The 25,944-nt window shown below is 54.5% G+C and carries 22 protein-coding genes; 19 read left to right on the top strand and 3 right to left on the bottom strand.

The window, feature by feature from the left end; all coding sequences use genetic code 11:
- The first annotated feature begins 74 nt into the window (after positions 1 to 74).
- The 6 genes from WFP70_RS08635 to cheZ all read left to right on the top strand — a co-directional run bounded on the left by WFP70_RS08635 (position 75) and on the right by cheZ (position 6,682).
- Positions 75 to 1,745 carry a methyl-accepting chemotaxis protein gene (locus tag WFP70_RS08635; RefSeq protein WP_337023251.1) on the top strand — a complete coding sequence of 557 codons (1,671 nt, stop codon included), beginning with the start codon at positions 75 to 77 and terminating at the stop codon, positions 1,743 to 1,745.
- A 165-nt stretch (positions 1,746 to 1,910) separates the two neighbouring features.
- Entirely contained in the window at positions 1,911 to 3,590 is a 1,680-nt protein-coding gene (locus WFP70_RS08630) for a methyl-accepting chemotaxis protein (RefSeq protein WP_337023252.1), read from the top strand.
- Between the two features lie 90 nt (positions 3,591 to 3,680).
- Complete coding sequence (cheR, locus tag WFP70_RS08625) at positions 3,681 to 4,556, top strand: protein-glutamate O-methyltransferase CheR (protein ID WP_034821825.1); 876 nt, start codon at positions 3,681 to 3,683, stop codon at positions 4,554 to 4,556.
- Entirely contained in the window at positions 4,553 to 5,602 is a 1,050-nt protein-coding gene (locus WFP70_RS08620; RefSeq protein ID WP_058959712.1) for a protein-glutamate methylesterase/protein-glutamine glutaminase, read from the top strand. The genes cheR and WFP70_RS08620 overlap by 4 nt, the downstream gene beginning before the upstream one ends.
- Positions 5,603 to 5,641: 39 nt before the next feature.
- The gene (gene cheY / locus WFP70_RS08615; RefSeq protein WP_007892562.1) at positions 5,642 to 6,031 is read left to right on the top strand and encodes a chemotaxis response regulator CheY; all 390 of its coding nucleotides are present in this window, start codon (positions 5,642 to 5,644) and stop codon (positions 6,029 to 6,031) included.
- A gap of 9 nt (positions 6,032 to 6,040) precedes the next feature.
- Positions 6,041 to 6,682, top strand: coding sequence for a protein phosphatase CheZ (cheZ, locus tag WFP70_RS08610; protein WP_160834648.1), 642 nt, complete (start codon positions 6,041 to 6,043; stop codon positions 6,680 to 6,682).
- Positions 6,683 to 6,729: 47 nt separating this feature from the next.
- On the opposite strand, the gene WFP70_RS08605 is transcribed toward cheZ, so the two are convergent.
- Positions 6,730 to 7,551 (bottom strand): DeoR/GlpR family DNA-binding transcription regulator, encoded by an 822-nt coding sequence (locus WFP70_RS08605; RefSeq protein ID WP_034821814.1) that lies wholly within the window; start codon positions 7,549 to 7,551, stop codon positions 6,730 to 6,732.
- 376 nt (positions 7,552 to 7,927) lie between these two features.
- On the opposite strand from WFP70_RS08605, the gene WFP70_RS08600 reads away from it, so the two are divergent.
- The 8 genes from WFP70_RS08600 (at position 7,928) to WFP70_RS08565 (ending at position 16,562) form a co-directional block, all read left to right on the top strand.
- A complete protein-coding gene (locus WFP70_RS08600; protein WP_034821811.1) occupies positions 7,928 to 8,725 on the top strand; it encodes a GolD/DthD family dehydrogenase in 798 nt (265 codons plus the stop codon).
- Between the two features lie 65 nt (positions 8,726 to 8,790).
- Positions 8,791 to 9,726 (top strand): D-ribose ABC transporter substrate-binding protein, encoded by a 936-nt coding sequence (locus tag WFP70_RS08595; RefSeq protein WP_034821808.1) that lies wholly within the window; start codon positions 8,791 to 8,793, stop codon positions 9,724 to 9,726.
- Between the two features lie 45 nt (positions 9,727 to 9,771).
- A complete protein-coding gene (locus WFP70_RS08590; RefSeq protein ID WP_337023253.1) occupies positions 9,772 to 10,383 on the top strand; it encodes a DUF2291 family protein in 612 nt (203 codons plus the stop codon).
- A gap of 9 nt (positions 10,384 to 10,392) precedes the next feature.
- Entirely contained in the window at positions 10,393 to 11,913 is a 1,521-nt protein-coding gene (locus WFP70_RS08585; RefSeq protein WP_337023254.1) for a sugar ABC transporter ATP-binding protein, read from the top strand.
- 19 nt (positions 11,914 to 11,932) lie between these two features.
- The gene (locus WFP70_RS08580) at positions 11,933 to 13,000 is read left to right on the top strand and encodes an ABC transporter permease (RefSeq protein WP_034821800.1); all 1,068 of its coding nucleotides are present in this window, start codon (positions 11,933 to 11,935) and stop codon (positions 12,998 to 13,000) included.
- 11 nt (positions 13,001 to 13,011) lie between these two features.
- Positions 13,012 to 13,809, top strand: a complete 798-nt coding sequence (locus tag WFP70_RS08575; RefSeq protein ID WP_211727823.1) for an SDR family oxidoreductase — start codon at positions 13,012 to 13,014, stop codon at positions 13,807 to 13,809.
- Between the two features lie 211 nt (positions 13,810 to 14,020).
- Positions 14,021 to 15,457 (top strand): YchO/YchP family invasin, encoded by a 1,437-nt coding sequence (locus WFP70_RS08570; protein WP_442956340.1) that lies wholly within the window; start codon positions 14,021 to 14,023, stop codon positions 15,455 to 15,457.
- An 85-nt stretch (positions 15,458 to 15,542) separates the two neighbouring features.
- The gene (locus WFP70_RS08565; protein ID WP_337023255.1) at positions 15,543 to 16,562 is read left to right on the top strand and encodes a helix-turn-helix domain-containing protein; all 1,020 of its coding nucleotides are present in this window, start codon (positions 15,543 to 15,545) and stop codon (positions 16,560 to 16,562) included.
- Here the strand turns inward: WFP70_RS08565 and WFP70_RS08560 are convergent.
- Positions 16,495 to 17,553: an alpha/beta hydrolase family protein gene (locus tag WFP70_RS08560; protein ID WP_337023256.1), complete on the bottom strand. Its 1,059-nt coding sequence runs from the start codon at positions 17,551 to 17,553 to the stop codon at positions 16,495 to 16,497. The genes WFP70_RS08565 and WFP70_RS08560 overlap by 68 nt on opposite strands.
- A 172-nt stretch (positions 17,554 to 17,725) precedes the next feature.
- On the bottom strand, positions 17,726 to 18,817 hold the full coding sequence (locus WFP70_RS08555) for a porin (protein WP_058959721.1): 1,092 nt from the start codon (positions 18,815 to 18,817) through the stop codon (positions 17,726 to 17,728).
- Between the two features lie 888 nt (positions 18,818 to 19,705).
- Between WFP70_RS08555 and WFP70_RS08550 the strand changes: the two genes are divergently transcribed.
- Genes WFP70_RS08550 through astE form a run of 5 tightly spaced genes read left to right on the top strand, consistent with a single transcriptional unit; the run spans position 19,706 to position 25,784 of the window.
- Complete coding sequence (locus tag WFP70_RS08550; RefSeq protein WP_182057647.1) at positions 19,706 to 20,926, top strand: aspartate aminotransferase family protein; 1,221 nt, start codon at positions 19,706 to 19,708, stop codon at positions 20,924 to 20,926.
- Positions 20,923 to 21,954, top strand: a complete 1,032-nt coding sequence (gene astA / locus WFP70_RS08545; protein WP_337023257.1) for an arginine N-succinyltransferase — start codon at positions 20,923 to 20,925, stop codon at positions 21,952 to 21,954. Before WFP70_RS08550 ends, astA begins: the two co-directional genes overlap by 4 nt.
- A complete protein-coding gene (astD, locus tag WFP70_RS08540; RefSeq protein ID WP_337023258.1) occupies positions 21,951 to 23,417 on the top strand; it encodes a succinylglutamate-semialdehyde dehydrogenase in 1,467 nt (488 codons plus the stop codon). The genes astA and astD overlap by 4 nt, the downstream gene beginning before the upstream one ends.
- Positions 23,417 to 24,745 (top strand): N-succinylarginine dihydrolase, encoded by a 1,329-nt coding sequence (gene astB / locus WFP70_RS08535; protein WP_337023259.1) that lies wholly within the window; start codon positions 23,417 to 23,419, stop codon positions 24,743 to 24,745. Before astD ends, astB begins: the two co-directional genes overlap by 1 nt.
- Positions 24,746 to 24,788: 43 nt before the next feature.
- Positions 24,789 to 25,784 (top strand): succinylglutamate desuccinylase, encoded by a 996-nt coding sequence (gene astE / locus WFP70_RS08530; RefSeq protein WP_166931670.1) that lies wholly within the window; start codon positions 24,789 to 24,791, stop codon positions 25,782 to 25,784.
- Positions 25,785 to 25,944 lie beyond the last annotated feature (160 nt).

Below are 25,944 nucleotides of genomic sequence, written 5' to 3'. Positions count from 1 at the left end.
TTAAAGCCCCTCAAAATTTAACAACTGCGGTCGATAACAGCGGGAGCCGAAATGCCTCACTCTTTGGAGAACCCATGTTAAAACGAATCAATGTTGTCACCAGCCTGATCGCAGTCTTGCTGGTCTTTGGTGCTTTGCAGTTACTGTCGGGCGGATTGTTCTGGTCTGCCTTACAAAAAGATAAAGAAGCTTTTGCCGTGGCACAGACGTCGACCAACAACGTCGGCGCGATGTCCGATGCCTGGATCGAACTCAACCAGACCCGTACCGTGTTAAACCGCGCGATGCTGCGCATGCAGGGCAGTATGGCGGCACAGTCCAACGGCGGCCAGCTTCAGGCGCTGATTGCACAGACTGAAAAGCAGCTGGATGTGGCTGCCGGGCACTACCAGCGTTACTACGATCTGCCGGGTACGCCAGGCTTGCCGGACGCACTGCGCGATCGCCTGGAAACGGACTACGCCGCCTTCAACGATGGCCTGAAAGCGATGCTGGAACGTTTAAAAGCCAACGATCTGCAAGGCATGTTTGCGCAGAACATTGAAGCCAAACAGGTGAAGATGAAGGCCACCTATGCTGAGTGGCGCACGGCGCAAAGCACACTGGCGGCGGAAGGCGTGGCGCAAAATCAGCAAGCGTTCCATATGATGATGTGGCTGCTGGCAGTGGTGGCGCTGGTGGTGGTGTTCGTAATTGTCGGCTGCTGGTTTGGCCTGCGTGCGGTACTGATCCAGCCATTGCATCAGCTGCTGGGCCATATCCGCCATATCGCATCTGGCGATCTGACGCAGAATATTGCCGTGGAAGGGCGTAACGAGATGACCCAACTGGCGGCCAGCCTGCATGAGATGCAGCAGTCGCTGGTGCGTACCGTCAGCAACGTGCGTGACGGCTCTGATGCCATCTTTACCGGCGCAAGCGAAATCTCGGCAGGCAACAACGATCTCTCCGCGCGAACTGAAGAGCAGGCGGCTTCGCTGGAACAGACGGCGGCCAGCATGGAGCAACTGACGGCTACCGTGAAGCAGAATGCCGAGAACGCCCGTCAGGCATCTCAGCTGGCGCTCAGTGCTTCTGATACCGCGCGTAAAGGTGGCGAAGTGGTGGATGGTGTTGTGCGCACCATGCATGACATTGCTGGCAGTTCGAAGAAAATCGCCGATATCATCAGCGTGATCGATGGCATTGCTTTCCAGACCAATATTCTGGCACTGAACGCGGCGGTAGAAGCGGCGCGTGCCGGTGAGCAAGGGCGTGGCTTTGCGGTGGTGGCCGGTGAAGTGCGTAATCTGGCACAGCGCAGTGCGCAGGCAGCCAAAGAGATTAAAGGCCTGATTGAAGACTCGGTGAACAGGGTGAACAGCGGTTCACAGCTGGTGGGTACTGCCGGTGAAACCATGAATGATATCGTCGGTGCTGTGACGCGCGTGACCGATATCATGGGCGAAATTGCTTCAGCATCTGATGAGCAGAGTCGCGGTATCGATCAGGTCGGCCAGGCCGTCACCGAGATGGATCGCGTGACCCAGCAGAATGCCTCGCTGGTGGAAGAATCCGCCGCTGCAGCGGCGTCACTGGAAGAGCAGGCCAGCCGTTTGAGCCAGTCAGTGGCGGTGTTCCGCGTGCCGCGTGCTTCACAGGCCACTGCCGCAGTGCGTCAGCCACAGAGCGCGCAGCCAATGCTGAGTGCACCACGCAAAGCCGTGACGGCGCCCGTCAGTGACAGCAACTGGGAGACATTTTAAACGTTTTTAACCGGGCGCACGCAGGTGCGCCCGCACACCTGTCGGCACACTTTAATTTATCCCTGATCCTCCCTAATTCCCGCTGGTCCAACCCGTTGCAGACAACTTAAAGATCCCCCTGCGAACGCCGATAACAGGAGCGATCCGCCAACCAATGAGGTGTTTATGTTTAGTCGTATTCGTGTCGTTTCCGGGCTGTTATGTGTGCTGGCACTGTTTGCCTTGCTGCAGCTGTTTTCCGGAGGGATGTTTTTTACCACGGTGAAAGCCGATAAAGAGAATTTTGCCTACAACCAGCGTCTCAGCACGCTGCAACGGGCGATGGGCACCTCTTGGGTATCGCTGGTTCAGGCGCGTAACACGCTGAACCGTGCAGGGATCCGCTATTTGCTGGATAGCCAGCAGGCTGGATCAGGTGCGACCGTGAAAGAACTGGTGGCGCTGGCAAGTGAGGAGTTGAAAAACGCTGACCAGGCTTTTGCCGAGTTCAACGCGAATTTGTCTGAGAAGGGCAAAAGCGCAGAGAACGTTAAGACGCTGCAGGCCAACTACAACGCCTTCCGTGGTGGACTGGCCGAGCTGATTGATTTCCTGGGTAACGGGAACTTTAAAGGCTTTGTCGATCAACCAACGCAGGGTATGCAGGATAAATTCGAGAAGGATTACACCGCATGGCTGAACTACAACATCGTGCTGGCAAAGCAGGGTATTGATGCCAACGAAAGCGCCTATCAGCACTCCATCATACTGGTGATCGGTACTTTACTGGTGACCCTGCTGGTGATTGCACTGGTGTGGAGCGGCATGCGCCACGTGCTGATTCGTCCGTTGAAACAGAGCATCGACCATATCCGTCACATCGCACGTGGTGATTTGACGCAGCAGATTGATGTCAGTATGCGCAACGAGATGGGTGAATTGCTCAGCTCACTGCAGCACATGCAGCAGGAGCTGGCGAATACCGTGCGTACCGTGCGTGATGGTTCAGACGCTATCTACACCGGTGCCAGCGAAATCGCCATGGGTAACAACGATCTCTCTTCACGTACTGAACAGCAGGCCGCTTCTCTGGAAGAGACGGCTGCCAGCATGGAGCAGTTGACCGCGACCGTGAAGCAGAACGCCGAAAACGCCCGTCAGGCTTCCCAGCTGGCGCTGACTGCCTCAGAAACCGCGCAGCACGGCGGCAAAGTGGTGGATGGTGTGGTCACCACCATGAAAGAGATCACCGGCAGCTCGAAGAAAATCGCCGACATCATCAGTGTGATCGATGGCATCGCGTTCCAGACCAACATTCTGGCACTCAACGCGGCGGTTGAAGCGGCACGTGCGGGTGAACAGGGCCGTGGCTTTGCGGTGGTGGCGGGTGAGGTGCGCAGTCTGGCACAGCGCAGCGCCCAGGCAGCGAAAGAGATCAAAGGTCTGATCGAAGACTCGGTGAGTCGCGTCAACACCGGTTCGGTGCTGGTGGAGAGCGCGGGCGAAACCATGACCAACATCGTCAACGCCGTCACTCGCGTCACCGACATCATGGGCGAAATCGCCTCGGCGTCGGATGAGCAGAGTCGCGGAATCGACCAGGTGGGTCTGGCCGTGAACGAGATGGATCGCGTGACACAGCAGAACGCCGCGCTGGTAGAAGAGTCAGCCACGGCGGCTGCCGCACTGGAAGATCAGGCCAGTCGACTGAAACAGTCGGTTGCGGTGTTCAATATTGGTAAAGAATTTGTCGCTCAGGCCGTTAACCTATCTACAGCGCCAAAAATGTTGCGTCCAGCCGCAGTCAAAGCGCTGGCTCAACCCGCAGGTGCACGTAGCGCGGACGATAACTGGGAAACCTTTTAATCCGTGTGGCCGCCGCAAGGCGGCCCAACTGGCAGCGCAGCAGTAATCGCAGTATCACAATTTAATCAGTTTGTTGCCGGGTGACCTGACATGAAGAAATCGACGTTATTGGATCAAAGTGAAGCAACAACGCTGCTCTCGCAAATGGTGCAGCGCCTGCCGCTTTCAGATACGCATTTTCGTCGTATCAGCCAGCTGATCTATCAACGCGCAGGCATCGTGCTGGCCGATCACAAGCGGGAGATGGTTTATAACCGCTTAGTGCGCCGTTTGCGCACGCTGAACATTGATGATTTTGGTCGTTATCTGGCGTTGCTGGAGCAAGACCAGAACAGTGCAGAATGGCAGGCGTTTATTAACGCATTGACCACCAATCTGACCTCATTTTTCCGCGAGGCGCACCATTTCCCGATCCTCGCGGATCATGCGCGTAAGCGCAGTGGCAGTTACAGCGTGTGGAGTACCGCCGCCTCAACCGGCGAAGAGCCGTACTCCATCGCCATGACGCTGGCGGAAACGCTGGGTACCGGACCGGGTAAGTTCCAGGTGCACGCCAGCGACATTGATACACAGGTACTGGAAAAAGCCGTGGCGGGGGTGTACCGCCAGGAAGAGCTGCGCACCTTATCGCAATCGCAGCTGCAACGCTTTTTCCTGCGTGGCACCGGCCCGCATGAAGGTATGGTACGCGTTCGCTCCGATCTCGCCAGCATGGTGAACTATTCGCAGCTGAATTTACTGGCCAACGACTGGGCGTTGCCGGGTCCGTTCGACGCAATTTTCTGTCGCAACGTGATGATCTATTTCGATAAAGAGACGCAGGAAAAAATTCTGCGCCGTTTCGTTCCCCTGCTGAAGCCCGGCGGTGTGCTGTTCGCTGGACACTCAGAGAACTTCAGCCAGATCAGTAAAGAGTTCTGGCTGCGTGGACAGACAGTCTATGGATTGACCAAGGAAAGACGATGAGCAAAATCACCGTGATGTGCGTGGATGACTCCGCGCTAATGCGACAGTTGATGACGGAGATCATCAACAGCCACGCCGATATGGAGATGGTAGCTACCGCGCCCGATCCGTTGGTGGCGCGGGATTTAATCAAGCAATACAACCCACAGGTGCTGACGCTGGACGTCGAGATGCCGCGTATGGATGGCCTCGACTTCCTTGAGAAGTTAATGCGCCTGCGTCCGATGCCAGTCGTGATGGTGTCATCGCTGACCGGTAAAGGATCGGAAGTGACATTACGCGCGCTGGAATTGGGCGCAGTGGATTTCGTCACTAAGCCGCAGTTGGGTATTCGCGAAGGCATGCTGGCGTACAGCCAGATGATCGCCGACAAAATTCGCGCAGCGGCCCGTGCCAAATTGCATGCGCGCCCGGCCACACCCGGCCCGGTGATGCTGAAAGCGGGCCCGCTGTTGAGTAGTGAGAAGCTGATTGCGATTGGCTCTTCCACTGGCGGCACCGAGGCGATTCGCCATGTACTGCAGCCGCTGCCCGCGACCAGCCCGGCGCTGCTGATCACGCAGCACATGCCGCCAGGGTTTACCCGCTCGTTTGCTGAGCGCCTGAACAAGCTCTGCCAGATCACCGTGAAAGAAGCGGAAGATGGCGAACGTATTTTGCCCGGTCATGCCTATATCGCACCGGGCGCGATGCACATGGAGTTGGGCCGTAGTGGCGCCAACTACGTGGTGAAACTGAATGATGGACCGCCGGTGAACCGTCATAAGCCCTCTGTTGACGTGCTGTTCCGATCCGTGGCGGTGCACGCAGGACGAAATGCCGTGGGTGTCATCCTCACCGGGATGGGTAACGACGGTGCCGCCGGGATGCTGGAAATGCATCGCGCCGGTGCCTGGACCATCGCGCAGGATGAAGCAAGTTGCGTCGTCTTTGGTATGCCGCGCGAAGCGATTGCGATGGGCGGCACCAGTGAAGTAGTCGATTTAGGACACATCAGTCAGCACATGCTGGCAAAAATTAGCGCCGGACAGGCATTGCGAATTTAACGAGCCCGTCCTGCCGGACGAGACAACACAGGAGTAGATATGGCTGATAAAAACATGCGCTTTTTGGTGGTGGATGACTTCAATACGATGCGTCGTATCGTCCGCAACCTGCTGAAAGAGCTGGGATTCAACAACGTTGAAGAAGCAGAGGACGGTGTTGATGCACTGACCAAACTGCGTGCGGGTGGTTTTGATTTCGTGGTATCCGACTGGAACATGCCCAACATGGACGGTCTGGAACTGCTGCAGACCATTCGTGCGGACGCGGCGTTGAGCAAACTGCCGGTGCTGATGGTCACCGCCGAAGCGAAAAAAGAGAACATCATTGCAGCTGCCCAGGCCGGTGCCAGCGGTTATGTAGTGAAGCCGTTCACCGCAGCCACGCTGGAAGAAAAGCTGGGTAAAATTTTCGAAAAACTGGGTATGTAAGGAGATGTGATGAGCGACCTTTCGAAACCAACCGAAGAAGCCTCGGCACACGACATTATTACCCGTATCGGCTCGCTGACGCGTATGTTGCGCGACAGCCTGCGCGAATTGGGGTTAGACCAGGCGATTGCCGAAGCGGCGGAAGCGATTCCGGACGCGCGTGACCGTCTGGATTACGTGGTGCAGATGACGGCGCAAGCGGCAGAACGCGCACTCAACTGCGTTGAAGCAGCGCAGCCACACCAGGACCAAATGGAAGCCAACGCCAACAAGCTGAAAGGCCGTTGGGATGCGTGGTTTGAAAACCCGATTGAGCTGGCGGATGCACGCGAGTTGGTTTCGGATACGCGCGAATTTCTCAGTGATGTGCCGTCGCATACCTCGTACACCAACAAGCAGCTGCTTGAGATCATGATGGCGCAGGATTTCCAGGACCTTACCGGCCAGGTGATCAAGCGCATGATGGATGTGATCCAGGAGATCGAGCGTCAGTTGCTGATGGTGTTGCTGGAGAATATGCCTGAAGCCAACGCTGCCGCGCGTAAAGACGCCAGCAGCCTGTTGAATGGTCCACAGATCCATGCCAATGCACCTGGCGTGGTAGCGAACCAGGATCAGGTGGATGACTTGCTGGATAGCTTAGGTTTCTAATCAGCATTGAGGGGGCGGCTGCGAGTGGGCCGCCCCTGAATTGATGCTCAAAACACCGCGCGTTTTTTTGTCTCTTCAATGCCTGCCACCAACACCTGTACCCCTAACGCTTCAAACGCTGCAATCTGCGCCGGCGTAATCCCGCGATCGGTAATCAAATAATGGATTTTGCTCCAGTCACAGGGCAGGGCAAACATCGACACCTTATCGATTTTGCTGGAGTCTGCCACCACAAATACCGTACTGGCGGAGTTGATCATCGCCATCTTCACTTTGATATCCGTCTCACTGGGGAAGCTTAACCCGAGGCGGGGCGAAATACAGGCGGTGGCGAGAAACAGCTTTTCGGCCAGCACGTTTTCAAAGAAAGAAGCGGCTTTCTCACCGGACGTCGAGAGTGTTGGAAATTTGAAGGTCCCCCCCGTCAGCAGGATATTAATCCCCGGTTCGCCCCCCAGCTTCAGCGCAATATTCACCGCCGTGGTGATCACCGATAAACGACGGATGTGGCCAATTGCTTCCGCAATGGCGGTGGTGGTGGTGCCAGAATCGAAAATCACCGTATCCCCATTTTCCACATACTGCGCGGCGAGCCGGCCAATGGCTTCTTTCTCATCAAGGTGAGTTTGACGCTCAAGCAGCAGTGCGCCGGTGTTCTGCTTACCGGTCATCAGCGTGGCGCCACCGTGATAACGCTGCACATGCCCGGCTTTTTGCAGCATACGCAAATCGGTGCGGATGGTTGCCTCGGTCAGGCCAAAGGTATCGGTAAGCGCTTTAACCGTGACTGTGCCGTCTTCGCGGATCATCTCCAGGATCTTCTCACGACGCTGCTGCATATCAGCCAGCTGCTCAGTTTTGCTTTTCAATCGAAATGCTCCCTCTTTCCAATCACGGTCTGGTTTTGGCAATAAGAAAACCCGTGATGATTTTACTCTGCGTACCAGGGATTTGCGAGGCGGCTCGCACAAAGATGCATTTTCGAATGAAAATAAGATAAAGCCATGCAATTGATTTTACATACACCTGCCAGCCGTTATTTCTATATCACAAAACGTGATATTTAGTTATTTACTTAAAATACAGACAGATAAAAATAGTTTGCATCATTTGTATGAAATTTGATCTCACCCACAAACCATTGCGAAACGATAGCTTATATTTTTGTTCGAAAATCAAAGTTACTGCAAACCTATCCGGCCAGAGATAACCACAGCCGCTGAACATGCACACAGGAGAGAAGGGATGAGTGGGGAATACGATGTCAACCTGCGCTACGGCGTGAATACCGATCTGGACCTCACCGGCAAGGTGGCGGTGGTGACCGGTGGCCTCGGTGGAATTGCCATGGCCAGTAACGCCATGCTGTTAGAGAAAGGTGCACGGCTGGCCCTGCTTTACCCTCCATTCGAAAGCGATCGCGTGGCGGCTGTGCAGGAACAATTCTCCGCTGACCGCGTGCTGCTGGTGTGCTGTGACGTGACCGATGCTGGCTCAGTCGAGACGGCATTCAACCAGGTTGAACAGCACTACGGCCACATCGATATTCTGGTGAACTGTGCAGGTTATGTGATGTTACAGCCGGTACTGGAAACCGACTTTGCCGAGTGGCAGAAGCAGATCGCCGTCAATCTCACGGGTCCTTTCCTCTGCTCGCAAGCAGCGGGCAAACGCATGGTGCGCGCCGGTAATGGTGGCAAGATCATCAATATCGCCTCGCAAGCGGCTTCCATCGCCATTGATAACCACGTGGCTTATACCTCTGCCAAAGCGGGTCTACTCGGTATGACTAAAGTGATGGCCAAAGAGTTCGCACCACACCGTATCAACGTCAATACCTTGTCACCCACCGTGGTGCTGACGCCGATGGGCGAAAAGGCCTGGCGCGGTGAGAAGGGCGAACAGATGAAAAAACTGATCCCGTTAGGGCGTTTTGCTTACACCGATGAAATTGCTGCTGCCGTGCTGTTCTTCGCCAGCAATGGCAGCGACATGATCACCGGCGCAGATTTAATGATCGATGGCGGCTTCACCATCTGGTAATGCCGCGCCAGCACCAGTAAGGCCTCAACCCTGCAATAACAACAAAACAATGAGAGAGCACGAACATGAAAAAACGTACCCTGTTATTCACTGCCATTGCCAGTTGCCTGATCGCCCAATCCAGTTTCGCTGCCGACAAAGGCACCATCATGATTCTGGTGAACTCACTGGATAACCCTTATTACGCTTCCGAAGCCAAAGGCGCCAACCTGAAAGCGCAGGAACTGGGCTACAAAACCAGCGTGCTGTCGCACGGTGAAGACGTTAAGAAGCAGAGCGAGCTGATCGATGCCGCTATCGGTAAAAAAGTGCAGGGTATTGTGCTGGATAACGCCGACTCCACCGCCAGCGTCGCGGCCATCAAAAAAGCCAAAGCTGCCGGGATTCCGGTGGTACTGATCAACCGTGAGATTCCGGTAGATGATGTGGCGCTGGTACAAATCACCCATAACAACTTCCAGGCCGGCTCAGACGTCGCCAACGTGTTTGTTGAGAAGATGGGTGAAAAGGGCAGCTATGCCGAATTGACCTGTAACCTCGCGGACAACAACTGCGTGACGCGTTCGAAATCCTTCCACCAGGTGCTGGATCAGTATCCGGATATGAAATCTGTTGCGCGTCAGGATGCGAAGGGCACCCTGATTGATGGCAAACGCATCATGGACAGCATCCTGCAGGCTCATCCCGATGTGAAAGGCGTGATCTGTGGCAACGGTCCGGTGGCGCTGGGCGCGATTGCGGCACTCAAAGCCGCAGGTCGCAATGATGTCACCGTGGTGGGCATCGACGGCAGCAACGACGAGCGTGATGCGGTAGAAAAAGGCGATCTGAAAGCCACGGTGATGCTGCAGGCGCAGGCTATTGCCGCGCAGGGTGTGACCGATCTCGACAACTTCATCCAGAAAGGGGTGAAGCCGGAGAAGCAGCGCGTGATGTTCCGCGGCATTCTGATCACCCCAGACAATGCCAAAGGCGTGCAGGACTTTAACTACAAGTCGTAATCAATAATCGGTGCGCCTGTTATGCAGGCGCCCCAGGAGAATGTGATGCACAAACGACTCTGGTTACTGCTTCCTATCGTGATCCTTAGCGGTTGCCGCATTGTGTCGCAGCAGGAGCTGGCCGACCTGAAAAATCCCCCCAATCCTAAAATGGCCAATATTGCTCAGACCTGGCAGCAGAAACTGGTGCCGCAGATTCAGCACGATGCGAAGCCGGTGGCGGAACTGCTGAATGCGCTAAAGTCCGCCAAAGATTTTGACAGCGCCTGTCAAACCTACGGCTACCGCTCACAGGAAGAGAACCCCTGTGTCTTTAGCGTCAAGGTCAGTGGTGAGGTGACAGCGGTTAATACCACTTCGCGCAATGGCCGCATGACGGTGAAAGATGTTTCCGGCGATAACGTGACGGTGCAGGTCGGTCCGATTTTCCCTGGCACGGTGCTGCGTGATGCCTATAAAGGGGCCAGCTATCAGGACTTTAACGATCAGGTGCTGTTTGGCGACTACAGCCGCGCCATTAATCAGCAGGCAGCCAACATGATGAGCGCCTTCAAGCCCAAAGTCGGCGATAAGGTGCAAATTTCCGGCGTGTTTAGCAGCTTCGATACGCCTGAGCAGGTGCCGAATGTCACACCTGCTGCCATCGTGCGGCAGTAAGGAGCGGGTATGCAAAATCCTCAAAGTGACGTGATCATCGAAACCCGTAACGTGTCGCGTATTTATCCCGGCGTGACCGCACTCGATCAGGTGAACTACCGCGTCTATCGCAACAAAGTGAACGTGCTGATTGGCGAAAACGGTGCCGGTAAATCCACCATGATGAAGATGCTGGCGGGCGTGGAAACGCCTTCATCCGGTGAAATTCTGCTGGACGGCAAAGTCGTGTCCCTCAGTTCCACCCACCAGGCGGAAAAGCACGGTATCAGCATCATTTTTCAGGAACTCAACCTGTTCCCCAATATGAACGTGATGGACAACATCTTTATCGCCAATGAGTTTTTCCAGCGCGGCGTCATCAACGAAAAGTATCAGTATGCGCTGGCGAAATCTTTACTGGAGCGGCTGGAGCTGGATGTTGATCCTTATGCACCACTGGGCGAACTGGGAATTGGCCATCAACAGCTGGTCGAGATTGCCCGGGCGCTGTCGAAAGATACGCGTGTGCTGATCATGGATGAACCCACCAGTGCGCTGAGCCAGTCTGAAGTGAAAGTGTTGTTCAACGTGATTGACCAGCTGAAGCGGCGTGGTGTGACCATCATCTATATCTCGCATCGGCTGGAAGAGCTGATGGAGATTGGCGATCACATCACCATTTTCCGTGACGGTCGCTTTATCAGCGAGCGAGAAGTGCGTGACGCTTCGGTTCCCTGGATCATCGAACAGATGGTTGGTGACAAGAAAAAGCATTTCGACTACCAGCCCGCTGCACAGGGCGAAACGGTTTTGCACGTTAACGGCCTGACGGCGCTGCATCAGAATGGTGGCTATAAGCTTAATGATGTGTCGTTCTCACTGCGCAAGGGCGAAGTGATCGGCATTTACGGCTTGCTGGGCGCGGGCCGCACCGAGCTGTTTAAAGGGCTGATAGGCATGATGCATTGTCAGTCTGGCAGCGTCAGTTTGAATGGCGAAGTGCTGGATAAACGCAACTTCCAGCAGCGCTTAAAGAAAGGCATTGCACTGGTGCCCGAAGACCGACAAACCGAAGGCGTGGTGCAGTTGATGTCGATCACCGCCAACATGACGCTCAGCGATCTCAGCCTGCGCGGTTTCCGCCGTGCGCTGCGCTTACTCAATCCCCACAAAGAGCTGCGTCGCGTCGATGAAATGATTGGTCATCTCGCCATCAAAGTGAGCGATCCGGAACTGCCGATTACCTCACTCAGCGGCGGTAACCAGCAGAAAGTGGTGCTGGGAAAAGCGCTGATGACGGGCCCTCAAGTGGTTTTGCTGGATGAACCCACACGCGGGATTGATGTGGGGGCCAAAACAGACGTGTACCACCTGATTGGCAATCTCGCACAGCAAGGTCTGGCGGTGATGTTCTCCTCTTCTGAACTGGACGAGGTGATGGCACTGGCCGATCGCATTTTGGTGATGGCCGATGGCCGTATTACCGCTGATTTACCGCGCAGCGCGGCAACGCGAGAAGCACTGATTAGCGCCTCAACACCGCATGATTGAGCCCGCAGGAGAGCAATAAATGAACCAGAAATACCTGCTTTATATGTACTTGCTGAAAGCGCGAACCTTTATCGCGTTACTGATCGTGGTCGGCTTTTTTAGCTTTATGGTGCCTAATTTCCTGACCACCTCAAACTTACTGATCATGACGCAGCATGTTGCCATCACCGGGCTGCTGGCCATTGGTATGACGCTAGTGATCCTGACGGGTGGCATCGATCTGTCGGTCGGTGCGGTGGCGGGCATTTGCGGCATGGTGGCGGGGGCGTTGCTCACTAATGGTGTGCCGCTGTGGGGCGGCAACACGCTGTTCTTTAACGTGCCGGAAGTGATTCTGGTGGTGGCGCTGTTCGGCATCGTGCTGGGGTTGATCAACGGCACCGTGGTGACGCGTCTGGGCGTGGCACCCTTTATCTGCACCCTCGGCATGATGTATGTGGCTCGTGGGGCCGCGCTGCTGTTCAACGATGGCAGTACCTACGCCAATCTGGTGGGGATGCCAGCATTGGGTAATACCGGTTTCGCGTTGCTGGGGTCGGGCAGTGTGCTTGGCGTCTACATCCCAATCTGGTTAATGATCGGCTTCCTGCTGCTCGGCCTTTATCTGACACGTAAAACCCCGCTGGGCCGCTATATCTATGCCACCGGCGGTAATGAATCTGCGGCACGCCTGGCCGGTGTACCGATCATTAAGGTCAAAGTGTTTGTCTATGCCTTCTCCGGTTTATGTGCTGCGCTGGTGGGATTGATCGTCGCATCCCAACTGCAAACCGCGCACCCGATGACTGGCAACATGTTCGAGATGGACGCTATCGGTGCAACCGTATTGGGCGGAACGGCGTTAGCAGGAGGGCGCGGGCGTGTATCGGGTTCTATTATCGGTGCCTTTGTCATCGTATTCCTCGCCGATGGCATGGTGATGATGGGCGTCAGCGATTTCTGGCAAATGGTGATTAAAGGGCTGGTGATCGTCACCGCCGTGGTCATCGACCAGTTCCAGCAAAAATTACAAAGTAAGGTGGTGCTGCTGCGCAGACATGAAAAAAAGCAGCAATCGGCCGCCCTGCCTGAAGCAACGCACGGATAACAGGAGGCAATATGACACGCGATTTTAGTGGAAAAACGGTGGTGATTACCGGCGCATGCCGCGGGATTGGAGCGGGTATTGCCGCACGATTTGCGCGCGATGGCGCACAGCTGGTAATGGTGTCCAACTCGGACCGGGTATTCACCACGGCGCGGGCGCTGGAAGAACAGTACGGCAGCGAGATTCTGGCGCTGCAGGTGGATGTGACCAATGAAGCCGAAGTGCAGCAGCTTTACCAGCAGGCGGCGGAGCGCTTTGGCACCATTGATGTCTCGATTCAGAATGCCGGAGTGATCACTATTGATCGCTTTGATTCAATGCCAAAGAGCGACTTTGAAAAAATCCTGGCGGTCAACACCACGGCCGTGTGGCTGTGTTGCCGTGAGGCGGCAAAGTACATGGTGAAGCAGGGCAGCGGCAGCCTGATCAACACCTCATCCGGGCAGGGGCGACAAGGCTTTATTTACACGCCACACTATGCGGCCAGTAAAATGGGTGTTATCGGCATTACTCAGAGCCTGGCACTGGAACTGGCGCCGTCGCACATCACCGTGAATGCTTTCTGTCCGGGTATCATCGAAAGCGAGATGTGGGATTACAACGATCGCGTGTGGGGAGAAATCCTTAGCAGCGATAAAAAGCAGTATGGCAAAGGTGAGTTGATGGCGGAATGGGTGGAAAATATTCCGCTGAAACGCGCCGGACAGCCGCAAGATGTCGCCGGGTTGGTGGCGTTTCTCGCCTCGGATGATGCGCGCTACATCACCGGCCAAACCATCAATGTGGATGGCGGGTTGATCTTCTCCTAATCGCAGCAGCCGTGAGCGCCTTGCTGCACTTCACGCAGGGCGCTCTGCGGAGCGATGTGGCTATCAAGATAAGATGATGCCTTTTGCTAATCAGGCAATGTCCTAATTCAGCCCGGCCTTTTCTGCAAAATCGGCAGAATGTGTTAGGGTATTCCAGTACAGTTTTGTGAGCCACTTCAAATTCTAAACTGGATAAAAGCCTGTTTTTGCTATGACATCTGTTTTCTCTGCTTTTAAATCACTGCGTATGTTGCCCGCTGCAACGGGGCTGCTTTTCACCGCGCCTGCTCTGGCGCTCGTCACTGACACGCATGTCGCTGATGCGCCTTTTAGCGATCCCGAACGCTTCCAGAAAATGGCCAGCGATCTGCCTGCACTCGGCTATGAAGATGAAAATGCGGCTTTCAGCAAAAATCTGGCGACCATCGCTAAGAGCATTGGTGAAGCCAGTCAGGACAGCACCAGTGACAACACTTTTGGTCATCAGGCGGGTATCTGGGCGTTTAACCATTTCCGCGATGAGGTGGCAAACCGCGTGGTAGATGAGGGCCAATCTCTGCTATCGCCTTATGGTAAAGCGCAGATCGATTTTAACGTCGATATGGACGGTAACTTCACCGGCAGTGGCGCTTCTCTGCTTACGCCGTGGGCCGATCGCTATCAATATCTGACCTTTAGTGAGGTGGGTTTTCACCAAACGGATGATGGGCTGGTGGGCAATATCGGCTTAGGACAACGTTGGACGGCGGGCAAATGGCTGCTTGGTTACAACGGTTTTGTCGATCGCATGTTCAACAGCGGATTGCAGCGTGCTTCAGTGGGCACAGAAGCCTGGGGTGATTACCTGCGCTTCTCGGCTAACTACTACACACCGCTATCGGGCTGGCAAAACCGCGATCCCTTTCAGCAGCAGCGTTTAGCACGCGGCTACGATTTCACCACTCAGGGCTACCTGCCGTTTTATCGCCAGCTTGGTATGTCGGTGAGTTGGGAGCAGTATCTGGGCAATGATGTGGATCTGTTTAGCAGCGGCAATACCTATCACAATCCTTCGGCGCTAACTTTTGGCGTCTCCTACACGCCGGTACCGCTGGTGACATTTTCTGCCAGCCACAAAACCAGTAATGAAGGTGAAAGTCAGGATCAGCTGGGTTTACATCTTAACTATCGTTTCGGCGTGCCGTTGAGCCAGCAGTTGAGTGCCGATAACGTGGCCGAAGCGCGTTCGCTGCGCGGCAGCCGTTACGACATGGTGACGCGCAACAACACGCCGGTGGTGGAGTATCGTCAGCGCAAAACCTTATCGGTATTCCTCGCCACACCGCCATGGCAATTAAACGGCGGCGAAAGCCTGCCGCTGAAATTGCAAATCCGTAATGCGAATCCGATAACCAGGGTGACGTGGCAGGGCGATACCCAGGCGTTAAGCCTCACGCCGGGCGCTAATCCTAATGATCCGCAAGGCTGGAGCATCATTATGCCCGCGTGGAACAGCGCATCTGACGCCACTAACAGCTATCGTCTGTCTGTGACACTGGAAGACAGCAAGGGCAGCCGGGTGACCTCCAACTGGATTACGCTGCAAATTCAGGAACCGTTTAGCATCGATTCCGGTGAGGATAATCGTTTCGATTTGCTGGCGCCTTAAAAACGGTCATCGACGAAATTCCGGCCACTTCAGTGCATGAACCTGGTAAGATAGCTGCTTATTGTCAAGAATGGATTCTTACTGCATGCCTTCAATTCCGGTTCCGCTGGTTACGCTACTGGTGCTGCTAATTTTAATCGTGACCTTAGCGGCGAACGATAAGCAACGCCACCAAACCACGCTGCTATTTCTGGTCGTCTGCTCACTGTTACTGGCGGTGGGAGCATTACGTTGGATCTGGCCGTCAACACCACTCATGGCTTTGCGCGTGTTATTAGCAACGCTAATCCCGGCGCTGGCCTGGCACTGTTTCAGCCCGCATACGACTCATCAATATTCACGCTGGAAAATCGTCCCGCCCGCGCTGGCCATCATCATTATGCAGTGCTGGCCAGAAGCCATTGATAGCGCGCTATTTGTGCTTTATATCGGATACGGGGCGACATTGATTCTTATGGGCTTAGGCGGTGAGGATCGATTTAGCGATGCGCGCATCGGTGAAGTCGGACTGGCGGCAAGAATGGCTCTTACCGCCGGTGTTTTTCTTTGCTTCTCTGGTATGACAGATTTGCTGGTGGCGCTCGAATTCACTTTGCATCAGGGCAAGCTTGTGCCGCAAATCATCGCGATACTGCAAAGTTTAATGCTGCCTTTGCTTAGCCTGGCGATTGTACTTGCAGCACGGACCCGCCCCCGGGAAGTGAGTATTGAGACAGTACTGCCCGATTCTTCTCCGTTGCAGACGCCTGAGCAGGCAGCCTTGTGCCTGCAACTGGAAAATCGACTGCGGCAGGATGACCTGTTCCTTAATACACAACTCACGTTGAATCTGTTAGCACGCAAATCCGGTATTCCCTCGCGTCATATCTCACGTGCGATCAATGCGACTTACCACTGCAATGTTTCTCAGTGGATAAATGGTTTTCGCATCGCTCATGCGCAGCAGTTGCTTCGAAGCAGTTCACTGCCGGTTACGGAGGTGATGCTGGCGTCAGGATTCACCACTAAATCAAATTTCAATCGCGAGTTTTTACGCATTAGCGGACAGACGCCGAGTGCATTTCGTCAGCAGGCGAGTTCAATGCCGCTGTCAGAAAGCGAGTGATACGGGCGATTAACTCCTGATGAATATCGGCGCGGGTGAGGCTGCCTTGATCCCGGCAAACGAAGCCCTCACCAGGGGAAGATTGTTCGATTAACTCAGCACCATTGGGTTTACAGCGCTGCATAAAACTAAAGTGGGTTGCGCCTCTTATACGTGAAAACGATGTCTGTTGCGGGGGAAGATACTGCGCCAGATAGCCGGATACCAGTGAGGCGGGAAGTTCAACACTGTCTTGTTCTGCGGATAACACCAGCACTGGCACAGAAACCCTTGCCAGGCTTTCAGGTGTGAATCCGCGTGCCAGACCAAGATCAAGCGATACGGCCGCTTTAATACGTGGATTACGTAATTGAGCATCTAATAAAGAAGCGGTATTTGTATTGCTGATACCCAACGTCTCAATCAATTGACAGTCTGCTAGCTGCGCGTGGTTCTGACAATCCTGAACAAATCTGTTGGACGAAAACCGGGCACCGATTAACTCCATCACTGTCCACCCTCCAAGTGAGTGGCCGATGGCGGCGATACGCAATGGATCGACCTTTCCTGCCAGGTGTTCGTCTGCCAATAACCGATCCAGTACCCGGCTGATATCATCTGGACGCAGCCAAAGTTTCCGGGCAGTAGCAGGATCGTGATTCTCAGTTGTTGTACCGGGATGATTGGGGGCAGCGACGATATATCCCTGCACAGTGAGTGCATGCGCCAACCAGTTGAGGTTACGCCAGCTACCGCCATAGCCGTGAGACAGAAGGACTAAAGGATGCTGTCCTGGACGAGGCGTTGCATTGCGTAACATCGGCTCACCATAGAACACGGGGTTCTCACCCACATTTTCAAAGACGCCCGTGGCGGCAGTGGGATACCAAAAGGCAACATTTAGCGGACGATTGCCCTGACTATCAAGTGTTATCTGACGAAAACCCGTTGCGGCCTGTGCAAGCGACGCACACATCATCAGCATAAGTGCACAAATACAAAATCGAATCATTAGCGTTGTCTCCATGAGTGTAAAATCATGAAGAGTAATAACGGAAACAGTCAGTTATCGCGTCCTCAATCACGATTGAGTACCTGTATAACGACAATAAAAAAGGGCAGCTTACGCTGCCCCTGGCTCATACCCAGCCGACACTAGCCGGTATGCAATGAGGGATACTCTCTTAGAACTGATACACCAGACCAACAGCAGTTACGTCGTCAGTGTTGATGTTCAACGCGTTATTATCTTTCAACAGGTTGATTTTATATTCTGCATAAGCAGACATGTTCTTGTTGAAGTAGTAAGTCACGCCAACGGCAACGTATTTGAACAGATCGGTATCGCCCACGTTGTTCTCAACATCTTTCGCGCGAGAAGACACATAGCCCAGTGAAGGACGCAGGCCGTTCAGGAACTGATACTGTGCAACGGCTTCAAAGTTAACCGCTTTGTTAGCGAAACCGTTGTTACCGATCGGCGTTGCATTCTGCGTTTCGCCATAGATGGTCGCCAGGTAAATCTGGTTAGCATCATATTTCAGACCGGCTGCCCAGCTCTGCGCTTTATCGCCACGGCCGTAGGTCGCGGTGTTCTGTGCAGTGACACGATCCAGATTAGCGTAAGCACCGACAAGGCTCAGGCCGAAATCGAAGTCATAAGAGGTTGACAGCGCAAAGCCGTCGCCATTCGAACGACGTACCGCCAGGTTGCTGGCAGTCGCGCTATCAGAGCGCTCGTTTTTGCCTTCGTACTGCGCGGCAAAGTTCCAGCCTTTCACCAGACCGAAGAAATCTTTGTTACGCCAGGTCAGCACACCGGTAGAACGGCCTGATAGGAAGGCATCGGTGTAACCGGAATCACCACCAAAGTACGGCAGCATATCGGTGTAACCCAGTACGTCATACACCAGACCGTAGTTACGGCCGTAGTCGATTGAACCAAACTGAGCCACTTTCAGGCCTGCAAAGCCCAGACGGGTTTTGTTGCCTGAGTTGGCATCGCTGCCTTCAGAGTTGCTCAGACTGTACTGGTATTGCCACTGACCATAGCCGGTCAGTTGGTCATTAATTTTGGTTTCGCCTTTAAAGCCCAGACGGGTATAAGAAGAAACTTCACCGTTTGCGCTGTCGTTATCCGAGAACAGATGCGAAACGTTGATTTTGCCGGTCAGGTCCAGCTTGTTGCCATCTTTGTTATAGATTTCGGCGGCCTGAGCCGAAGAAAGTCCCAGCAGTAAAGGCATCACTGCTGCCAGTAAGGAGCGCTTCATCATTTATAATTTACCCTGTGATATTTTTTAATTGTATCCCCGTCATCGGGGTGAAAAGAAAATGACACAAAAGGTTCAAGATCAACAGTGCAATATATGTAACTAAATATTTCTGATTGGCTTTTTGTGTGATTTTTAATCTTAACTTCCATTATTTGGGATTTTACATTGGATAAACTTATCTCAATTCCGTCATGCATTTGACCAGTATAAATACATATAGTATTGTTTTTAATGGTTTTTAGTAAAATTAAAGAAAAGTAAATCACCGCATTTCTTTAAGGGTTAAATAGCACAAGCCTATGCGTTATTGTTCAATAACAAATATAGAAAACCACCTAATCATTAGCGTGGTAATTATCTGGTTAATCTCTTTGTATCCTTTTATTTCTGTTCTGATAATAACCTTAGTCACTAAATGTCGTTTAACTTTTGTTTAATTAAGTGGCTGTTCAAAATACAGCCAAATATGCAACAAGATTGTTAATTAGAGGCGAATCAGCGCTGCTTTTACTTACCCATCTGGCTGCACACTTCCTGCACATTCGCGCACCATAAATGCACAAATTGCCCTAAAACAGGGCGACAGCCGCAACATTTTGGCGAAATATTCCCTGTGCGATCACAAAAGCGCTATTTCATTTTGTGAATGCATAAATCTGCTAAATAAATTGCTGCTCTCCCATCTCCATCAGACTGATATTCACTTTTTATGCATTTTATGTGAATAGTGACCTGGTGTAACTCATTGATATTGCGTTACCAAAACTCGTTTATGCATTTTTTCCGCTAGCTGGCACGCTTACTGCACTCTACAGTAGTGCTGCGACACAACAGATTTTAACAATTTTAAAACAATAGCTTCACTCAGGTGGAGCAGGAGAAATGGCTATGTCACTGCAGGTTTCACGTCACGATTTTGATCAATGGATGATGCCGGTATACGCCCCCGCGGCTTTCGTACCGGTGCGTGCTGAAGGCTCAACCCTTTGGGATCAGCAAGGTAAGGATTACATCGACTTTGCAGGCGGCATCGCGGTGAATGCTTTGGGACATGCACACCCGGCTTTGCAACAGGCACTGACCGAGCAGGCGAGTAAGCTGTGGCACACCGGCAATGGCTATACTAACGAACCTATTTTACGTCTGGCTAAACAGCTGATTGACGCCACCTTCGCCGATCGCGTGTTCTTCTGTAACTCCGGGGCGGAAGCCAATGAGGCTGCACTGAAGCTGGCCCGTAAAGTGGCGCACGATCGTTTTGGCGCAGAGAAAAATGGCATTGTAGCCTTCAATAATGCTTTCCACGGACGCACGCTGTTTACTGTTTCAGCGGGTGGACAACCGGCTTACTCACGTGATTTTGCACCGCTGCCTCCGGCGATTCAGCACGCCAACTTCAACGACCTCGCCTCTGCGGCAGCACTGATCAATGACCAGACCTGTGCCGTGATTGTTGAACCGATTCAGGGCGAAGGCGGTGTCTTGCCTGCCGATCCTGCTTTCCTGCGCGGCCTGCGTGAACTGTGCGACAAACATCAGGCGACCCTGATATTCGATGAAGTACAGAGCGGCGTGGGTCGTACCGGCTCGCTGTATGCTTACATGCACTATGGCGTGACGCCGGACGTCCTGACCACTGCCAAAGCGCTCGGTGGCGGCTTCCCAATTGGCGCGATGCTGACACGCGAAGATCTGGCGCTGGTGATGGGCGTGGGTACCCATGGCACCACCTACGGCGGTAACCCGCTGGCGGGTGCCGTCGCCGGTAAAGTGATGGAGTTGATAAACCAACCCGATTTTATGGCGGGCGTGGCGCAGCGCCATCAGTGGTTTGTCGATGCTTTGCAGGAGATGAATCAGCGCCTGCCGATTTTTAAAGAAGTTCGCGGTCTTGGGCTGTTGATTGGAGCCGTGCTGAATGAAGATTTTGCCGGGAAAGCGAAGCAGTTCAACCTGGCGGCGGCTGAAGAAGGTGTCATGGTGCTGATTGCCGGTGCTAACGTGGTGCGTTTCGCGCCAGCGCTGAATATCAGCGAAGCGGAAGTGAAAGAGGGACTGGCGCGCTTTGAACGTGCCTGCGCTCGTGTGCTCACAGGAGCTGCATCATGATGGTGATTCGCCCCGTCGAACGTGACGACCTTGCACAGTTGCTGTCGCTGGCGGGCAAAACCGGGGGCGGCTTAACTTCGCTGCCCGCCGATAGCGATACACTGAAAGCGCGAATCGAGCGTTCTCTGCTCACCTGGCAGGGCGCGTTATCGCGTGCTGAACAAGGCTATGTATTTGTGCTGGCCGACAGCGAAGACAACCGTGCTGTCGGCATCTGTGCCATTGAGGTGGCCGTAGGTCTGCAAGACCCGTGGTACAACTTCCGTGTGGGCACCCAGGTGCACGCTTCGAAAGAGTTAAACGTTTATGCCAGCTTGCCAACACTGTCGTTAAGTAACGATCACACCGGCAGCAGTGAGCTGTGCACCTTGTTCCTCGATCCCGATTATCGTGATGGCAAAAATGGCCATCTGCTGTCGAAATCCCGTTTCCTGTTTATGGCAAATTTCCGCGACCGCTTTATGAAGCATGTGGTGGCGGAGATGCGCGGAGTCAGCGATGACACCGGTCATTCCCCGTTCTGGGACAGCGTCGGTAGCCGTTTCTTCTCCATGGAGTTTCGTGAGGCCGATTTCCTCAGCGGCACCGGGCAGAAAGCCTTTATTGCCGAGCTGATGCCAAAGCATCCGCTGTATATCCACTATCTCAGCGAAGCGGCGCAGAAGGTGATTGGTGAAGTGCATCCGAAAACGGCCCCCGCGCGCGCCGTGCTGGAAGCCGAAGGGTTTCGTTATCTCAATTACGTCGACATCTTTGACGGCGGCCCAACGCTGGAGTGCGAGATTGATCGCATTCGCGCCATTCGTAAAAGCCATCTGCTTCAGGCCGAAGCCGGGGAAGCGGATGAAAGCTGGCCGCTGTGTCTGGTCGCCAACGGTGATTACCAGCATTTCCGCGTGGCGCTGCTGCCTGTCGATATGGCGAGCGGAAAGGTCCGCATCAATGAACATCAGCGCACGGCGTTGCGCTGCGATTATGGCGATACATTGCGTGTGGTCACGCTGTGCCGCGAGGAGAAAAAAGCATGACGCACTTCATTAATGGTCAATGGCTGACAGGCGGCGCGGAAGCGTTAACCAAACAAAACCCGGTGAACGGTGAAACATTATGGCAGGGTCGGGCAGCGACCGGTGCGCAGGTGGCGGCGGCTTGTGAAGCGGCGCGAGCGGCCTTTCCCGCGTGGGCACGCAAGCCGTTTGCGGAACGTCAGGCGGTAGTGGAAGCCTTCGCCACATTACTCGAAAGCCACAAAACTGCGCTGGCAGAGACCATTGCTAAAGAAACCGGTAAGCCGCGCTGGGAAACCCTGACCGAAGTACAGGCGATGATCAATAAAATTGCCATCTCGGTGAAAGCCTACCACACGCGTACCGGAGAGCAGGCCGACGGCGAAAGTTCGCTGCGCCATCGTCCGCATGGTGTGCTCGCGGTGTTTGGTCCTTACAATTTCCCTGGCCATCTGCCGAACGGTCATATCGTTCCTGCTCTGCTGGCGGGTAACTGCGTGGTATTTAAGCCAAGTGAACTCACGCCGATGACAGCGGAAAAAACCATTGAGCTGTGGGAGCAGGCGGGACTGCCAGCTGGCGTGATAGCGCTGTTACAGGGTGCGCGTGAGACCGGCCAGGCGCTGGCGCATGAGCCACAAATTGATGGCCTGCTGTTTACCGGCAGCGCCGCAACCGGCTATCACCTGCATCGTCAGTTTGCCGGGCAACCTGAGAAAATGCTGGCGCTGGAGATGGGCGGTAACAATGCGCTGATCGTTGAAGATCCTTCAGACCTTGATGGTGCAGTACACATTGCGATTCAGTCTGCCTTTATTACTGCTGGACAGCGCTGCACCTGTGCACGTCGTCTGCTGGTGAAGCGTGGATCGGCAGGCGATGCCTTCCTGCAGCGTTTGGTGGAAGTGACCGCGCGTCTGCAGCCCGGCGCATGGAATGCTGAACCGCAACCCTTTATGGGCAGCGTGATTTCACCTGCCGCCGCCGGACATATATACGCAGCCTGGCAGCAGCGTATCGATCTGGGCGGTAAGGTGTTGCTAGCGATGCACTGGCCCGACCGCGACAGCGCCATTATCACTCCAGGCATCATTGAGATGACCGACGTGGCGAAACTGCCTGACGAAGAGGTGTTTGGTCCGCTGCTGCAGGTGATCCGTTACGACGAGTACGATCAGGCGATTCGTATCGCTAACCAGACGCGTTACGGTTTGTCCTGTGGCTTGATTTCTCCGCAGCGTGCGCAGTTTGACCAGCTGCTGCTGGAAGCGCGAGCCGGCATTGTTAACTGGAACAAACCATTAACCGGTGCCGCCAGTTCAGCGCCGTTTGGCGGTGTGGGTGCGTCCGGTAACCATCGCGCCAGTGCCTGGTATGCTGCGGATTACTGCGCGTGGCCGATGGCATCTTTAGAGAGCCCAAGCCTAGCCTTGCCGGGCAGCTTATCGCCGGGACTCGATTTCTCCGCGGAAGGAACTGAATAATGAAAGCGTTTGAAGCCAATTTTGATGGTCTGGTCGGCCTGACGCACCATTACGCCGGGCTCTCCTTTGGAAATGAAGCGTCGACGCGCAATCAGCTGCAGCCTTCAAACCCGCGCCTGGCCGCAAAGCAGGGCCTGCTGAAAATGAAGGCGCTGGCGGACATGGGCTACGTGCAAGGGGTGATCCCTCCGCATGAGCGGCCGAATATCCCGCTACTGCGCCAGCTCGGTTTTGCTGGCTCGGACGAACAGGTACTGGCGAAAGCGGCTCAGCAGGCGCCGCAGCTGTTGTCTGCTGCCAGTTCTGCCTCGGCAATGTGGGTGGCCAATGCCGCCACTGTATCGCCTTCGGCTGATAGCGCCGATGGCCGCGTGCACTTCACCGTGGCTAACCTCAACAATAAATTCCACCGTGCCATCGAAGCGCCGGAAACCGCCGACTTGCTGCGCGCCATTTTCCGCGATCCACAACATTTCAGCGTGCATGATGCTTTGCCACAGGTGGCGCTGTTTGGGGATGAAGGTGCCGCCAACCATAACCGCTTTGGTGCGGACTACGGCGATGCGGGTGTTCAGCTGTTTGTTTATGGTCGTGATGGTCAACAGCAGGGTGCTGCACCGGCACGTTATCCGGCACGTCAGACGCGGGAAGCCAGTGCCGCAGTGGCGCGCCTGCATCAGCTCGACGAGGATCGCACGCTGTTTGCTCAGCAAAACCCGCTGGTGATCGATCAGGGCGTATTCCACAACGATGTCATCGCCGTCAGCAACCAGCAGGTGCTGTTCTGCCATGAAGAGGCGTTTGTCGATCAGCCGGCGTTATTACAACAGCTGGCTGCGCGCGTGCCCGGTTTCCAGCCGATTGTGGTGCCGCGCGATAAAGTGTCAGTAGCCGACGCGGTGAATACCTATCTGTTTAACAGCCAACTGTTGCAGCATCCTGAAGGTGGCATGCGACTGGTGCTGCCAGAAGAGTCACGCCAGCACGCCGGCGTATGGCGCTATTTGACCGGGCTGGTGGAGAGCGGCGGGCCGATTCGCGAACTCACGGTGTTCGATCTGCGTGAGAGCATGTGCAACGGTGGTGGGCCAGCCTGTCTGCGTTTGCGCGTGGTGCTCAATGAAGCAGAGCGTCAGGCCCTGAATCCAGCGGTATTGATGAATGATCGCCTGTTCAACACCTTGAACAGCTGGGTGGATCGCCACTACCGCGATCGCCTCACGCAAGCCGATTTGGCCGACCCGCAATTACTGCGTGAGGGACGCACCGCGCTGGATGAGCTGACACAGCTGCTAGACTTAGGCAGTGTCTACGCATTTCAGCGTTAACCTCAGAGGGTAAGTGAAGCTTCTGAGTTGAAAAGGAGTGTACATGCAGGATTTTCTACAACAAACCCTGTCAGGTAAGCCGCCGCAGCAGCGGCAGGGCAGCAATGCCCATTTACAGTGGCAGTGGCATGATGAGGGCATTCTATCCCTGACCCCCCATGCACCGACGCATCAGGCGCTGGTGCTGTCAGCGGGCGTGCACGGCAACGAAACGGCCCCGGTTGAGATTCTTAACCTGTTGCTGACGCCACTGCTACGCGGAGAACAACCGTTAGCGGTGCGCTTGCTGGTGATATTGGGCAATCCCGATGCGCTACGTAGCGGCAAGCGCTATCAGCAATATGACATTAACCGTTTGTTCGGAGGGCGCTGGCAGAAGGTCTCCGATTTGCCTGAAGCTCAACGCACGCTGCGGCTGGAGCAGGCGCTGGAACAGTTCTGGCGCGAGTGTCGCGATCATGAAGTGCGCTGGCATCTCGATCTGCATACCGCAATTCGCGGCTCATACCATGCGCGTTTCGGCGTGATGCCGCTGAATCCTCAGCCGTGGCCGCAGGATTTCCTGCACTGGCTGGCGGCGGCTGAGCTGGAAGCGCTGGTGTTTCATCGTTCCCCAGGCGGCACCTTTACCCATTACAGCTGTGAACATCACGATGCGGCCAGTTGCACGCTGGAGCTGGGTAAAGCGCTGCCGTTTGGTGAAAATGATCTTAGCCAGTTCGCGGCGGTACAGCTGGCGCTGGCGGCATTGTTGTACGGTGAGCCACTGCCAGAGGTGCGGGAACAGCCGCGCCACTATCGTGTGGCGCAGCAGATTACCCGCCATGGCGACGCGTTTGTGCTGCACATGGGGCCAGAGACCCTGAACTTTACCGCGTTTCCTCAGGGCACGTTGCTGGCAGAAGAGGGCGAGACGCGCTATTACGTGCAACAGGCGCGCGAATATGTGCTGTTTCCCAATCCGAATGTTGCCGCAGGATTGCGTGCAGGCTTGATGCTGGTGGAAGAAAACGAGCAAACGCAGGCGCTGACGTTATAAATAAGGTGGGTGAAGAAAATTCACCCATTTTTCCCTTCCGCAAATCCGACAATACCGTTACAATCCTCCTTAATTCCTGCGCATTTCCCTTTAATTGTCATACTCTTTTGCAATTCCTCACGCATTTCTTCTCTTTCTCTCCATGATTGCCTGATTACTG

It is taken from the genome of Pantoea sp. USMM079 (genome assembly GCF_037153115.1).
In the GTDB taxonomy this organism is placed as follows: Bacteria; Pseudomonadota; Gammaproteobacteria; order Enterobacterales; family Enterobacteriaceae; genus Pantoea; species Pantoea communis.
This window is presented reverse-complemented; position numbering and strand designations above follow the sequence as displayed.